At 55.2% G+C, this 14,701-nt stretch carries 13 protein-coding genes, 1 pseudogene and 1 other annotated feature; of the genes and pseudogenes, 4 read left to right on the top strand and 10 right to left on the bottom strand.

Annotated elements, in window-relative coordinates; genetic code table 11:
- Nucleotides 1-3: 3 nt before the first annotated feature.
- From hisH to hisL, 6 genes are all read right to left on the bottom strand, one after another.
- Nucleotides 4-594 carry an imidazole glycerol phosphate synthase subunit HisH gene (gene hisH / locus A1830_RS15825; protein ID WP_067708371.1) on the bottom strand — a complete coding sequence of 197 codons (591 nt, stop codon included), beginning with the start codon at nt 592-594 and terminating at the stop codon, nt 4-6.
- A complete protein-coding gene (gene hisB, locus A1830_RS15820) occupies nt 594-1,661 on the bottom strand; it encodes a bifunctional histidinol-phosphatase/imidazoleglycerol-phosphate dehydratase HisB (protein WP_067708367.1) in 1,068 nt (355 codons plus the stop codon). Before hisB ends, hisH begins: the two co-directional genes overlap by 1 nt.
- Nucleotides 1,658-2,749: a histidinol-phosphate transaminase gene (gene hisC, locus A1830_RS15815; protein WP_067708364.1), complete on the bottom strand. Its 1,092-nt coding sequence runs from the start codon at nt 2,747-2,749 to the stop codon at nt 1,658-1,660. The genes hisB and hisC overlap by 4 nt, the downstream gene beginning before the upstream one ends.
- Nucleotides 2,746-4,053, bottom strand: a complete 1,308-nt coding sequence (gene hisD, locus A1830_RS15810) for a histidinol dehydrogenase (RefSeq protein ID WP_067708362.1) — start codon at nt 4,051-4,053, stop codon at nt 2,746-2,748. The genes hisC and hisD overlap by 4 nt, the downstream gene beginning before the upstream one ends.
- Before the next feature lie 2 nt (nt 4,054-4,055).
- On the bottom strand, nt 4,056-4,955 hold the full coding sequence (hisG, locus tag A1830_RS15805; RefSeq protein ID WP_067708359.1) for an ATP phosphoribosyltransferase: 900 nt from the start codon (nt 4,953-4,955) through the stop codon (nt 4,056-4,058).
- A gap of 79 nt (nt 4,956-5,034) precedes the next feature.
- Nucleotides 5,035-5,156, bottom strand: a sequence feature (His leader region).
- Nucleotides 5,132-5,179 (bottom strand): his operon leader peptide, encoded by a 48-nt coding sequence (gene hisL / locus A1830_RS22740; RefSeq protein WP_156485023.1) that lies wholly within the window; start codon nt 5,177-5,179, stop codon nt 5,132-5,134. Its footprint overlaps the feature before it by 25 nt.
- Before the next feature lie 177 nt (nt 5,180-5,356).
- On the opposite strand from hisL, the gene A1830_RS15800 reads away from it, so the two are divergent.
- Both A1830_RS15800 and A1830_RS15795 read left to right on the top strand, forming a co-directional pair.
- Nucleotides 5,357-6,184, top strand: coding sequence for an SDR family oxidoreductase (locus tag A1830_RS15800; RefSeq protein ID WP_067708356.1), 828 nt, complete (start codon nt 5,357-5,359; stop codon nt 6,182-6,184).
- A 506-nt stretch (nt 6,185-6,690) separates the two neighbouring features.
- Nucleotides 6,691-8,058, top strand: a complete 1,368-nt coding sequence (locus A1830_RS15795; RefSeq protein ID WP_067708353.1) for an APC family permease — start codon at nt 6,691-6,693, stop codon at nt 8,056-8,058.
- Between the two features lie 106 nt (nt 8,059-8,164).
- Here the strand turns inward: A1830_RS15795 and sbcB are convergent, their stop codons facing one another.
- On the bottom strand, nt 8,165-9,592 hold the full coding sequence (gene sbcB, locus A1830_RS15790; RefSeq protein WP_067708348.1) for an exodeoxyribonuclease I: 1,428 nt from the start codon (nt 9,590-9,592) through the stop codon (nt 8,165-8,167).
- Nucleotides 9,593-9,627: 35 nt separating this feature from the next.
- On the opposite strand from sbcB, the pseudogene A1830_RS24040 reads away from it, so the two are divergent.
- Nucleotides 9,628-9,771: pseudogene (locus A1830_RS24040) on the top strand (hypothetical protein); the annotation flags it as partial.
- A 1,027-nt stretch (nt 9,772-10,798) separates the two neighbouring features.
- On the opposite strand, the gene A1830_RS15780 reads toward A1830_RS24040, so the two are convergent.
- Nucleotides 10,799-11,941 (bottom strand): acyltransferase family protein, encoded by a 1,143-nt coding sequence (locus A1830_RS15780; protein ID WP_067708340.1) that lies wholly within the window; start codon nt 11,939-11,941, stop codon nt 10,799-10,801.
- A gap of 269 nt (nt 11,942-12,210) precedes the next feature.
- Between A1830_RS15780 and dacD the strand changes: the two genes are divergently transcribed.
- A complete protein-coding gene (gene dacD, locus A1830_RS15775) occupies nt 12,211-13,380 on the top strand; it encodes a serine-type D-Ala-D-Ala carboxypeptidase DacD (RefSeq protein ID WP_073981034.1) in 1,170 nt (389 codons plus the stop codon).
- 152 nt (nt 13,381-13,532) lie between these two features.
- On the opposite strand, the gene A1830_RS15770 is transcribed toward dacD, so the two are convergent.
- Together A1830_RS15770 and A1830_RS15765 are read right to left on the bottom strand one after the other, a co-directional pair.
- Nucleotides 13,533-14,003, bottom strand: a complete 471-nt coding sequence (locus A1830_RS15770; RefSeq protein WP_067708333.1) for a DUF3237 domain-containing protein — start codon at nt 14,001-14,003, stop codon at nt 13,533-13,535.
- A gap of 104 nt (nt 14,004-14,107) precedes the next feature.
- Nucleotides 14,108-14,620, bottom strand: a complete 513-nt coding sequence (locus A1830_RS15765; protein WP_067708330.1) for a phenolic acid decarboxylase — start codon at nt 14,618-14,620, stop codon at nt 14,108-14,110.
- Between the last annotated feature and the right edge of the window lie 81 nt (nt 14,621-14,701).

Here is a 14,701-nt window from a genome sequence, read left to right as displayed (position 1 = left end):
CGGTTACATCTCCAGAAAGTTTTTCAGCAGCTGAGCCCCGGCGGCCCCGGAGCGCTCCGGGTGGAACTGCACGCCGAAGAAGTTATCTTTCTGCACGGCGGCGGTGAAGGCTTCGCCGTAGCTACACTGTGCGATAGTCCAGGCATTCACCGGCATGGCATAGCTGTGCACAAAGTAGAAATACGCGCCCTCAGGAATGTCGCGGAAAAGATGGTTACCGGCCTGGGCGGTGATCTGGTTCCAGCCCATATGCGGCAGCGGCAGGCCGTGATCGGTCATGCGGTTAACCGGCTGGTCGATAATGCCAAGCGTCGTGATGCCGCCGGTTTCATCGCTCTGTGAACCCAGCAGCTGCATGCCAAGGCAGATGCCCAGCACGGGCTGGGTGCAGGCCTTAATCAGGTCGATCAGCTCACGCTCGCGCAGTTGATCCATGGCCGCGCGGGCGGTGCCGACCCCGGGCAGCAGCAGCTTGTCCGCCTGGAGGACGATATCAGCCTCGCGGCTGACCTGCGGCTCATAGCCCAGCCGCTCCAGCGCCCATTTTACCGAGGAGAGATTGGCGCAGCCGGTATCCAAAATGACTACGTTCATTACAGCACTCCTTTTGAGCTGGGAAGCGTGTTGCCTTCAACGCGGATCGCCTGACGCAGCGTACGCCCAAAGGCCTTAAACAGACTCTCAACGCGGTGATGGTCGTTCTTACCTTTGGTACGCAGATGCAGGGTGCTGGCCATGGAGTAGGAGAGCGAACGGAAAAAGTGCTCCACCATCTCGGTGCTCAAATCGCCCACGCGCTGATAGTTGAATTCGGCCTTGTATTCCAGATGCGGACGCCCGGAAATGTCCAGCGCGCAGCGGGCCAGGCATTCGTCCATCGGCAGCACAAAGCCAAAGCGGCCAATGCCGCGCTTGTCGCCCAGCGCTTTTAACAGCGCCTCACCCAGCGCCAGCCCGGTATCCTCAACCGTGTGGTGATCGTCAATATAGAGATCGCCTTTCACCTCCACGTTCATGCGGAAGCCGCCGTGGGTCGCAATCTGATCCAGCATGTGGTCGAAGAAGCCCACGCCGGTGTTGAAGCGGCTGTTGCCCTCACGGTCCAGCCAGACTTCCACCTTAATCTGCGTCTCTTTGGTATTTCGCTCCACGCAGGCATGGCGATCGCGCTGGGTTAACTGCTGGGCGATAGCGGGCCAGGTGAGGCCACTGGCGGAGTAGAGCAGACCGCCGATGGACATATTGCTGGCCAGCTCCATATCGGTGGCACGATCGCCGATGACATAGCTGTTGGCGACGTCGAGGCGACCCGATTCCAGCCAGGGGGCGACCAGACGGGTTTTCGGTTTGCGGCAGTTGCAGCCTTCATCAGGCATGTGTGGACAGATCAGGACTTCTTCAAACGCCACGCCCTGCGATCGCAGTACCTGCATCATCAGGTTATGCGGGCCGTCAAAATCCGCCTGCGGGAAGCTCTCGCTGCCCAGACCGTCCTGGTTGGTGATCATCACCAGCGAAAAGCCCGCGCTCTGTAGGGCCAGCAGGGCGGGGATGACGCCCGGCTCAAAGGCCAGCTTGTCCATGCGGTCCACCTGAAAATCTTCCGGTGGCTCAGAAATAATGGTGCCGTCACGATCGATAAAAAGGACTTTCTGACTCATGCTTGCTCCCTGGAAGCGGCGGTACCCGGTAAATTTCTTAGCGCGGCGATCACGCGGTTGCACTCCTCACGGGTGCCGATAGTAATGCGCAGGCAGCCGGAAAGGCCGGGCTGCCGGGACTGGTCACGCAGGATAATGCCCTGTTCCCACAGGGTTTTAAATGCCTGGCTGGTGGCAGTAAAGCGGGCCAGTACGTAGTTGGTATTACTGGTAAAGACCTCTTCCACACAGTCACAGCGGCGCAGCTGGCCGATCAGCTCCTCGCGGGTGGCGACCAGTTCGCTAACGTGCTGTTTCATCAGCGCCACGCCCTGTTCGCTCAGCGCCTGGGCCGCGATGTCGGCTACCGGGGTTGAGAGCGGATAGGGGGCAATCACCTTCATCAGCAGCGTAATGACCTCGGCATTCGCCAGCGTAAAGCCGCAGCGCAGCCCGGCCAGCGCAAACGCTTTAGACAGCGTACGCAGCACTACCAGGTGCGGGTAGTCTTTCAGCCAGCCCGCAACGGAGGCTGACGGACAGAATTCAATATAGGCTTCATCAGCGACGACCAGCGCTTTGCCCCGCGTTATCTCCAGCAGCTGGCGCAGATCGTCCGGGTTGACCAGGTTGCCGGTAGGGTTATTCGGGCTGCAAACGTAGACCACCTTCACGCCGTCCAGCCGTTCCGCGATGGCGGGCAGGTTTAGCTGCCAGTCCTCGCGGGCTTCTACCGTACGGACTTCCACGCCAATGGTTTCCGCGCTGACGGCATACATCCCATAGGTGGGTGGGCAGAAGAGTACCGCATCCTGACCCGGCTCGCAGAAGGCACGGATCACCAGCTCAATGCCTTCATCGGCGCCACGGCAGACCAGCACCTGATCCGTGGCCAGGCCGGCATAGCGGGCGTAACGTTCAATAACCTGCTTTGGCTGACACTCTGGGTAGCGGTTCAGCGTGTTCTGGCTGAGCTCAAAAGGCACCGCCAGCGGGTACTCATTGGCATTTAGCCAGACGTCGCCGTTGCCGCCAAGGCGTCGCGCGGAAAGATAAGGCGTCAGGGCGCGCACGTTCGCTCGGGCAAGTTCTTCTATAGAGGTGCTCACTGTTTCTCCTTTAGCGCGGCAACGCGCAGCGTAACGGCATTTTTATGGGCGGTCAGCTGTTCTGCCGCAGCCAGAATCTCAATGGTCGGCGCCAGGTTTAAAAACCCCTGAGGCGTCAGCTCCTGCACCGTCATGCGCTTTTGAAAATCTGCCAGGCCCAGGCTGGAGCAGGTGGCGGTATAGCCATAGGTTGGCAGCACATGGTTAGTGCCGGACGCATAGTCCCCGGCTGACTCCGGCGACCAGTCGCCGAGGAACACCGATCCGGCGCTGGTGATGCTGTCTACCAGTTCGCGCGGCTGGCGCGTCTGAATAATCAGGTGCTCCGGCCCATAGCGATTGCTGATCTCCACGCACTGCGCCAGGTCAGCGGCGACAATCAGGCGGCTGCTCTCCAGCGCCTTACGGGCCGTCTCTGCACGGGGCAGGGCAGCGAGCTGATTTTCGACCGCCTGCGCCACCGCTGTTGCCATCTGCCGTGAAGGCGTTAGCAGGATCACCTGCGAATCCGCCCCGTGCTCAGCCTGCGAAAGCAGGTCGGAGGCGACAAAATCCGGCGTCGCCTGCTCGTCGGCAATCACCAGCACCTCTGACGGTCCGGCCGGCATATCAATCGCCGCCCCGTCCAGCCGCTGACTGACCTGCCGTTTGGCTTCAGTCACATAAGCATTGCCCGGCCCGAAGATTTTGTCCACCCGGGGCACGGAGGCGGTGCCAAATGCCATGGCGGCGATAGCCTGCGCGCCGCCGACCTGAAACACCTCCCGCACGCCGCAGAGCTTAGCGGCATAGAGGATTTCATCGGCAATCGGCGGCGGTGAACAGAGCACCACGCGCCCACATCCCGCAATCCGCGCCGGTGTGGCCAGCATCAGCACGGTAGAGAACAGCGGCGCCGACCCGCCGGGAATATAGAGGCCGACGGAGGCCAGCGGGCGGGTGACCTGCTGGCAGCGCACGCCCGGTTGGGTTTCGATATCTATCTTTGGCAGGATCTGCGCCTGGTGGAAGGTATCGATATTGCTTACGGCAACGGCCATCGCCTGTTTGAGCGCATCGCTGAGCCGATCGGCTGCGGCATCCATCTCCGCCCCGGAGACGCGCAGTGCATCTGGCTGGGTTTTATCGAAGGCCGCGCTGTAAAAACGCAGCGCCTCGTCCCCTTGAGCTTTTACCCGGTCGAGGATCTCGCGCACGGTATGAGTAATATTTTCTGCGGCAAAGAGTGCCGGGCGCGCCAGCAGCGTCTGCTGCTCATCCGCGCTACAGGCCTGCCAGTCAATGGGCGTCGCGAAATTAGCCATGGTTACTCCATCATCTTCTCAATAGGAAGCACGAGGATAGAACTGGCACCCAGCGCTTTTAGTTTTTCCATGGTTTCCCAGAACAGGGTTTCGCTGCTGACCATGTGCATGGCCACGCGGCTCTTATCGCCCGCCAGCGGCAGCACGGTAGGGCGCTCTGCGCCCGGCAGCAGGGAAATAATGTCATCCAGGCGCTCGCTCGGCGCATGCAGCATGATGTATTTAGATTCACGCGCCTGAATCACCCCCTGAATACGGGTCATCAGCTTGTCGATTAGCGCCTGCTTCGCGGCGGGCATCTCGCCATCGCGCTGGATCAGGCAGGCTTTGGAGCGGTAAATCACCTCGACCTCACGCAGGCCGTTGGCCTCCAGCGTCGCGCCGGTAGAGACCAGGTCGCAGATCGCATCGGCCAGTCCGGCGCGCGGGGCCACTTCTACAGAGCCATTCAGCAGGCAGGATTTGAAGGCCACGTTCTGTTTATCAAGGTATTTTTTCAGCAGGTGCGGATAGGAGGTGGCGATTCGGGAGTTTTGTAAACACTGCGGGCCACTGTACTCATCGTCAACCGGCATCGCCAGCGACAGGCGGCAGCCACCGAAATCAAGGCGACGCAGGGTAAAATAGCGGGGATCTTCACCCTGCGCACGGCGGGTCAGCAGCTCCTCTTCCAGCACGTTTTCACCGATGATCCCCAGGTCAACCACGCCGTCCATCACCAGGCCGGGAATATCGTCATCACGTACGCGCAGGATATCTATGGGCATGTTCTCGGCGAAGGCGATCAGCCGCTGCTGCTGAAGGTTAATTTTAATGCCGCAGCGGGAAAGCAGTTCGCGTGAATCATCGCTTAAACGGCCAGATTTCTGCATAGCTATGCGTAAACGGGTGTTATCTAACATCGGTAATTATCCTCATATCCTGTCTGCTGCTACCTGCGGTTATCGCCAGTTCATCTCTTCTTACCCGGATGACGCCCATAAAAAAAGCCCCCGGGAGAGGATCTTCCGGGGGCTTCTCTTGCGTTCTGCACCACTGGAAGATCCTAAACGTCTTCCAGCACACATCGCCTGAAAGACTAGTCAGGGTGATGGTGATGATGGTGAGTAAACTGAACGCGTGTCATAAATTATCCTGGATGAATGTATATTCATTTCGTGTCCATTAACCTAACCAGGATAAACGCCTCGCGCAACCCTTTTTTGTCAACGGCGAAAAGATTTGCTCACCAACTGAATATTGTCAGCGGGCGCGGGCTGGCGTAATTTTAAGGAATGATATGGATGACTTCTGGAGTCACAGGATGAAGAGAGTAGCGATAGTCGGTTTAGGTTGGTTAGGTATGCCGCTGGGATTGGCATTAACCGCGCGCGGCTGGCAGGTCACCGGCAGTAAAACAACGCAGGACGGCGTTGATGCGGCCCGCATGTGCGGCATCGACAGCTACCTGTTGCAGCTGACGCCCGATCTGCTGTGTGATGCTGACGATCTCGATGCGTTAATGAAGGTTGATGCGCTGGTGATTACGCTGCCCGCCAGCCGAACCGCCGCAGGGGGAGAGGGCTATCTGCTCGCGGTGCAGCAGATCGTTGATACCGCGCTGGCCTATGCTGTTCCCAGGATTATCTTCACCAGCTCAACGTCGGTTTACGGCGGCAGCGCCGGAGTGAAGAAGGAGAGCAGCCCGCTTATGCCAGTGACGGATGCGGGCAAAACGCTGAGGGAGCTGGAAGACTGGCTGCATCAGCTGCCCGGCACCTCGGTTGATATTCTGCGGCTTTCCGGGCTGGTGGGACCAGACCGCCATCCGGGCCGCTTTCTGGCGGGTAAAACCAATCTGGCCGACGGGCAGCACGGCGTTAATCTGGTGCATCTGGATGACGTTATCGAAGCCATTACCCTGCTGCTGCAGACGCCGAAGGGCGGGCACATCTACAACCTGAGTGCGCCCGCGCATCCTGCCCGCAGCGAATTTTACCCGCTGGTGGCGCGCCAGCTTGGCCTGACGCCGCCAACCTTCCTGCCGGAGACCGACAGCGATGCGGGGAAAATCATCGACGGCAGTAAGATTTGCCACGAGCTGGGGTTTGATTATGCCTGGCCCGATCCGGTGAAAATGCCGCTTCTCTGAATCGAGGGTGAAATATCAGTACGACAGGGCGCTGGCGAAATGAACTGGCGCACTTATTCTCTTATTAAATACTCAACTTTCTTATTTAATACTCACTTTTCTCAGAAAGAAAAAAGAAATTCTACCCCCACGCCTTAACCGCTTGTCTTATACCCTGTGACCAGGGCAGAATACGCGCCCTGGAAATTGACATTTACTCACGGCGGCGCTCACGTCGGTCAGTTTGCAGGTAAACCTAATCGCATTTAAGAGGCCGGTCCAGAACCGGATAGATACAGTCTGGTACACGCAAAAACGTGTCATGTTGAGGAATTAAAAGATGGGGCAACACTTCATTACTCCGGTCCGCGCCGGCTATCGCCTGCGTGATGACTACGGCGCCGCTGCAGGTTATCTCTCCACCCCCGCCTGCCACACCGTTACCCCTCTTGATAAGTACGCTCGCACAACGCGAAGTTTCCCCGTGGTTCAACCCAGACAGGTTGATGCTATGGGGAGGCTGAATCATGTCGCTTGATACCCAAAATCGTGCGACCCCGTCGCGCCCTGGCCTGAAAAAAACTCTTACTCTGTTACCGGTCGTCATGATGGGCCTTGCCTATATGCAGCCGATGACCCTGTTTGATACCTTTGGCATTGTCTCCGGTCTGACCGACGGTCATGTTGCAACGGCGTATGCCTTTGCGCTGGTGGCGATCCTCTTTACTGCGCTGAGCTATGGTAAGCTGGTACGCCGCTTCCCCTCTGCGGGCTCCGCTTATACCTATGCGCAGAAAGCCATCAGCCCGCACGTCGGCTTTATGGTCGGCTGGTCATCGCTGCTGGACTACCTGTTTATGCCGATGATCAATATCCTGCTGGCGAAAATCTATTTTGAAGCGCTGGTGCCGGGTATTCCGTCGTGGATTTTCGTGGTGATGCTGGTCGGCTTTATGACCCTTTCTAACCTGAAAGGCATTAAGACCGTGGCCAACTTTAACAGCGTGATCGTGGTGCTCCAGGTGGCGGTGATGGCGGTCATCATGGCGATGGTGATCTACGGCGTGGCTCACGGCGAAGGAAGCGGTACGCTGGTCAGCAGCCGACCATTCTGGACGGAGAATGCGCATGTGGTGCCGATGATCACCGGTGCGACGATCCTCTGTTTCTCGTTCCTTGGTTTCGACGGCATCAGCTCACTTTCTGAGGAGACGAAGGATGCGGAACGGGTTATCCCGAAGGCGATCTTCCTGACCGCGCTGATTGGTGGGGTGATCTTTATTGTGGTCTCCTATTTCCTGCAGCTCTACTTCCCGGATATCTCACGCTTTAAAGATCCTGATGCCTCGCAGCCGGAAATCATGCTTTACGTGGCGGGCAAAGCCTTCCAGTTTGGCATTCTGATCTTCTCGTGCATCACCGTCCTGGCGTCGGGTATGGCAGCGCATGCGGGCGTATCCCGTCTGATGTATGTGATGGGCCGCGATGGCGTTTTCCCGAAAAGTTTCTTTGGTTACGTCCATCCGAAATGGCGGACGCCTGCGCTGAACGTACTGCTGGTGGGCGTCATTGCGCTTTCAGCCATCACCTTTGATTTAGTGACCGCGACGGCGCTGATCAACTTTGGTGCGCTGGTGGCCTTTTCCTTTGTTAACCTGTCGGTAATTTCCCAGTTCTGGATCCGTGAAGGGCGTAACAAGACGCTGAAAGACAATATTAACTTTCTGCTGCTGCCGCTGTGCGGCGCGCTGACGGTGGGCGCGCTGTGGATTAACCTGGAAGAGAGTTCGATGGTGCTGGGGCTGATTTGGGGCACCATTGGCCTGATTTATCTGGCCTTTGTGACCCGTCGCTTCCGTAACCCGGTACCGCAGTGGACCGAAGAACCGATGTAAGCCGTTCCGGCTAAAGACTAAAGGGCGCTCCGGCGCCCTTTTTGTATTTTTAATCCACCGTTCATCGACCTGGCCGCAGCGTTAGACAGGCTCCGACTATCCAGCCTCAGGAGACCAGCTCGCGCGCATAGTCAAACAGCGCCTTAAGCTGATCCATCTTCGCTTTATCTCCCTCGTACTGGTTATAGAGCATCTCAAGCTCCTGCACGTAGCTCTGCACCCGCTCAGGATCCAGCGCGCTACGGCGATGCTCCAGCCAGCGCTTCTGCTCGGCCTCATCCAGCGTGCCGGGGAAGTTGCGTGCGCGGTAGCGGAACAGCAGTTTATCGATGCGCGCGTCGTTAAAGGTCAGGTCCAGTGCCGGGAGATTTTCAGGTGCCGTATCGCGGATAATATTCATCGCCGAGCGGTCGGCGTCGCTGAAAAAGCCGTCATAGAGCTGGGCATCGACGTCATCAGAGGGTTTAAATGGCTCAGCCTCGGCAAACAGCGCCACCACCTTTTCCCGGATCTCCGGATGCTGACGTAGCAGGGCCAGATTATCCAGGCAGCGCTGGCGGTCGACGCCCAGGCGCTCTGCATCTTCAGGGCGCAGCGTACTGGCGGGGGCTACCACCGGGCACTTATTGATATGCACCAGCTTAACCGGGACCGGTGAGGCTTCGCCCAGCTCATCGCGGCGGGTATAAAGCCGCTCGCGCAGCGCATCGGCATCCAGCTCCAGCAGCGGGCTGATATCGCCGGCCAGATCGCAGGCGATCAGCGCGTTCTTATTCACCGGATGCCAGGCAAGCGGGGCTATCCAGCTGGTATTGCCGCGAAACGCGCCAAACATTCCCGAGATATGCACCAGCGGCTTCATCTGTGGAATATCAATCAGCGTCATGATTTTTTGCTTATTGCGGTGGCTGAACAGGAAGTCATAAAGACGCGGCTGCGCCTCCTTTACCCGCTTAGCCATCGCGATGGTGGCGTAAACGTCCGACATCGCGTCGTGAGCGTTCTCATGAGCCACGCCGTTGGCTTTGGTCAGATGCTCCAGTCGGAAGCTGGGAAAGCCATCGTCATTCTCTGGCCAGACAATGCCTTCAGGCCGTAAGGCGTAGCAGGCGCGCATCACGTCCAGCAGGTCCCAGCGGCTGTTACCATTCTGCCAGCTCCAGCCATAGGGATCATAAAAGTTGCGATACAGCAGATTGCGGGTCACTTCATCATCAAAGCGTACGTTGTTGTAGCCCACCACGCAGGTACCCGGCTCGCTAAAAAGCGCGTGGATGCGCCGGGTAAACGCCGCCTCGCTGATGCCCTTCGCCTGTGCCAGCTGCGGGGTAATACCGGTGATCATCACCGCCTCCGGCTGGGGCAGGTAATCATCCGCTGGCTGACAGTAGAACACTTCAGGTTCACCAATAATGTTGAAGTCCATATCGGTACGGATGCCGGCAAACTGTGCTGGGCGGTCCAGCGACGGGCTTTTGCCGAAGGTTTCATAGTCGTGAAACAGGAATGTTGGCTGTACTGGTTTGTCTTTCACTGTGTAGAGTCGCCTTCGGTTACTAAATTAGGTGCATGAATTTACTGAAATTAATAAATATCCCGCTGATTTTCGGCGGCATTTTCACCTCAGCCATCTGTGACACCACGCTTCGCTACCCATATGGTAAACCATATTCCGGTACACCTGAAATAACTGATTCAGACGGCCCAGGAGTCTGTTTGAGTTGACCACGACAAGGCTGGATTAAACATAGTTCAGCGTGAAGTTATAAAGTTCGCCGTACCAGATAACAGCTCAACAGGAGAAGAATCTATACAACCTTGTACCGAAACCCACTTTGTAAGACAACAATGCTCACACTGTGCCGGGAAAGGCACAGCTGCTTCCCTCTGCTGTTGCAATGGGGCTGGAGTGCAGAGATTTAACAAAATCAGCGCGGCAGGGCACACAAGTGAATCAGGAATGTGAAAATTGCACTGGGCGAGAGTTTAAGCTCTTATCCGCCAGCCCGACATTTCAGGCTGTATCATTTCTAATACTCGATTTTACTTAACATCAGGGTCATTATACTGGTAGTTAATTTACGAAAAGCGGGTGGCGAGATGCGAGATTGAGGAGAGCCATGTCGATGCTGTATTATGTAATGTAACAAAATAGTATGGGTATTGCATAAAAGTTGTTTGTTTAGCCTTAATAGTGGCGACTCTACGTATGTATAACGCAGAAATTAAAATCCTCGTATTGTAATGGACCTGTAAGCCAATCTGACTGTCTGGTAATATCACTATAAATTAGTGATTTATCCATTTTTTTATTATCATAATAACGCTCACAAAAAAGATGATGGCTTGTTGCGCACGCGATGAGTTTGTTTTAGATTTTTAAATCAAGAAAGGCTTTATTAAAAGGAGCTCCCGTGACGCCAATAACATTTTCAGTTATGGCTATAATAATGTGGTTTTGGAAAAGGAAAGTAACATTCAGTCATAAGCAGATCGGGATCATGATTTTTGTTCCAGCGTTTATAAATATCTTTTTCCCTCTGCATCTCTTTACTAATGAAAGAAATGCTTTGCCGTTAAGGGATTATTTGTTATCGATATCCCACAACCTGATAATTTCAATAGTTATCAGTTTTATTACTGTTCTTATAATCATGCCAAACTTTCCAATGGGGCCCTCATGGAATGCCAGGTTAATGGATTTCTCCAACACATTGCGTGCTGGAGAAGTCGAAAATGCCTAACCGACCTGTTCAACCGGACGCGGTGCCAGCACCTTCTTACCCAGCAGAATGCCTGGCTTCTCTACAAACTTATATAGCAGCGAGGCCAGCGCGTAGGTAATGGGAATGCATATCGCGCAGATTGTTGCGAAACGCACGATGTCACTTTTATTTCCCAGGCTGGTATGAGACAGCATCAGGGCGATAGCAGGAATGACAATCAGCAGATGCAGCAGATAAACGGAAAATGAAACATCCCCCAGCCAGGTACTCAGGCGGTTATTCAGCAGCCTGCGGGGCAGGGCGATAAGACGGGCCATCAGGCCGTCAGGGGCGTACTGCCACAGAATCGCGGCCATGCCCACGATCATCAGCACTTCCATTATTACCTGTAGCTTAATGGCCTGCAGACCAATCACCACGCTGGCAACCGGACCCAGCAGGGCAAAAGCCACATAGAGCAGGGCCTTACGGCGTACCGCTTCAGCCAGCAGCATTCCAGACAGGAACATATTCAGCTTAATCAGAATCATTGACGGCATCACGAAGGCTTCATAATAGTCGGCCAGCAGATAGCGGCCCACGCAGCACAGCACCATAATGCCTATCAGCGAGGCGGCATACCCGAAACGCAGCACCACCAGCATAATAAACGGGAACAGCGCGTAGAACTGCATCTCAAGCCCGATGCTCCAGTCCGGCAGCACCGTATTAAAGCCATAAGCAGGTAGCAGACCAAACAGAAAGCTGAAATGCGTCAGAATATTGGCCAGTGACTGGTCAGAATATCGGGAGGATTCGGTGGCGGTAGCGGAATAAAACTGGGCGATGGTATCGCGCATTTCGCCAAACCACGGACCATATATTAGCGCCACGATCAGCAGTAAATAGTAAAGCGGCGCGATGCGGAAGAAGCGGCGGATCCAGAATTTCTTAATGGTCGTGGCGCTTTGCCAGGGTTCTTTTTGCTGACGCTCGACGTAGTTTTTCGCCATCAGGTAACCGGAAAGCAGGATAAAGAGGTCGACGCCAATGCCGGGCGATGATATCAGCGTAATATGACAGTGAATCAGCAGGCTGATATGTCCAACCAGTACCCAGAGTGAGGCAATGCCACGCAGCCCCTCCAGTTCCGTAGACCAACCCCGTGTTGCAGACATACCTATCCCTCAATTGTAAGTTTTTCGTCAGTGAACGGTAAAGGAGCGACACGGAGAAACAAGGTCAACTGTTCCTAAAGTGAAACTTATCAGATTATCCCTGGTACTGATTTTTCCTCTGGTCCTGAAGACTGAAAACCGCCCCAACGGCCAGGGCAGGCTAATCGGCTGAAAATTAATATTTTCTTGCAATTTATTAACACACTGGCGCGCCGGATCCCGTACAACGGGCTGTTTTTTTTCTACAGCACATTATTGAGGGTTTACCGGTGAAGAAGCGTCAGCTTGCAAGTTTAAGTATGGTCCTGGCTTTTGCCTCCCTGGCGCAGGCCGATGAAAATCCGTTAGCCTTTCCGATGACGGCTCCGGCAATTGATGCCGCCTCGTGGGTTCTGATGGATGCGACCACCGGTCAGGTGCTGACCGCAGGTAACGCCGATGAGCGCCGCAACCCCGCCAGCCTGACAAAACTGATGACCGGTTATGTGGTCGATCGCGCTATCGACAGCAAGCGAATTACCCGTGACGACATGGTTACCGTCGGCAATGACGCCTGGGCGGCGGGGAATCCGGTGTTTAAAGGATCATCGCTGATGTTTCTTAAGCCGGGGGAAAAAGTGTCCGTACGCGACCTGAGTCGGGGCGTAATCATTGACTCCGGCAACGATGCCTGCGTTGCGCTGGCGGATTACGTCGCGGGCAGTCAGGCGGCGTTTGTGACGCAGATGAACCAGTACGTCCAGAAACTGGGGCTGACCAATACCCATTTTGAAACCGTGCACGGACTCGATGCTCCCGGTCAGTACACGACGGCGGGCGATCTGGCGAAGCTTTCGCGCGCCATCATCTACGGTGAGCCCGATTTTTATCAGATGTACGGTGAAAAATCCCTCAGCTGGAACGGCATTACTCAGCAAAATCGTAACGGTTTATTATGGGATAAAACCCTGCACGTGGATGGTCTGAAAACCGGCCATACGGAGAGCGCAGGCTTCAATATTATCGCCTCCAGCGTGGACGGCCAGCGCCGCCTGATTGCGGTTATTATGGGCGGGAAAAGTTCGAAGGGCAGGGAAGAGCAGGCGCGCAAGCTGCTGGTCTGGGGCCAGAACAATTTTGATACCGTCCAGCTGTTCCATGCGGGTAAAGAAATTGGCCATGAAAACGTCTGGTATGGCAATCCTCACCAGGTCAGCGTCGGCAGTGATAAAGACGTCTATCTGGCGCTGCCACGGGACGAAGTGAAAAAGATTAAGGCGAAGTACGTGATTGAGCGTAAGGACCTTAAAGCGCCGCTCAGGCTCAACGAGCAGGTCGGCACCATTCAGCTGGTGGACGGCGACAAGCAGCTGGCCTCTTATCCGCTGGTCACCCTGCAGGCGGTAAATGAAGCGGGCGTGCTGACGCGTATTGAAGACTACATTAAGCAGAAGCTGTAACCTCAGCCTCGGTCCAGGGTAGCCCCTCAGCTGCGTAGATGAGCGAAGCTGGCCGGGCTGCTTTTAGCTACCTGTTTCTAGCGGAGCGGACAGGTCAGCTATTAGCTGCATAGCTTAGCGAAGCTGGCCGGGCTGCCGTTAGCCGCTTAGTTTTAGCGAAGCTGATAAAACGGCATTACCAGCCCGTCGTCACCACGCGCCCCCCGGCCAATGAATATCTCTTTCTGCAAAAATGAGAGCGCGTCATCAGCGACCTCAAAGGTCGGGGTGGTGAAAAAATAGATCTCGTCGGGCGGGATAGTTGAGAAAAAAGCCATATCATCAGTAAATAGCTGCGGCAGATACCTTGCAGGCACCCGGCGTATACCGTTGTTTTCGATAAAAAAGCGTTTGCCATCCTCCGTTTCCACACCATAGCGGGCAGAGAGGCGGCAAACCCCTTCACGGTCAATTATCTGGCTGTCCATGCCGCCGGGCAGGATCCTTCCCCTCAGCCTTCCCGTCATCTCACCGCCTGATATGGGAATAAGCTGTCTTTTTACCTTACCCGGATCGTTGAAAATAACGATGGGGCGATCCACGCGGATAGTCAGCGTAATAAATAACTCAAGGGACGGATGCATGATGACTCCCGGCGGACGCAGTGATTGGCTCAGTCAGAAGGATAACTGCGGAATACAGGATTGACGCCCCGGTGTTTCCATCAGTTATTCACTTCGAATGCCCATTAGTTTTCCAGGTTCTCAGGGAAATCAGCGGGTAATTCGCTCGCCGCGCAGGCAATTACGCTGTCATTATCCACGCCGCAGTCGCGAACAAAGGTAATGGTGGCAAACTCGTCAATCACCTCAGTAGGATAAGCCGGACCGGTATCCCGATAACGCTGCATCTCTGCCAGATGATCATTCTGGAAACAAACGGTTTTTTCAGGATTATTCATGACCCAGCGCGGGAAAAAGATGGTGCCGTGGAACAGCTTATCGCTCAGATTGACGATCAGGCTGACGTCAGTACCGGTAGGTTCGGTCCAGGAAATTTTGTAGATCTGGGTTCCGACGCGCACCACATATACATGCTGGTCTTTCACCCAGCGATTTCCCACCAGACCGCTGTGGATGCGGTAATCGATAGTCTCTTTATTTTTAACGTACAGCTCGTAGTTCCAGCCGTTATCGTAGGTATAAACCAGGTGTTTACCGACAATACCGTCAAGATTATGTTTATCGAATGTGCTCATCATTATTCCTCCTGTTGGCGTAGAATCAGTCTATCTCTTCATTTTATTAATGAATAATGCTAATTTTGGATGAAACTCATTCAT

The organism is Erwinia sp. ErVv1 (assembly GCF_900068895.1).
Lineage (GTDB): Bacteria > Pseudomonadota > Gammaproteobacteria > Enterobacterales > Enterobacteriaceae > Erwinia.
Note: the sequence above shows the minus strand (reverse complement) of the source record. Positions and strands in the feature narration are given on the sequence as shown.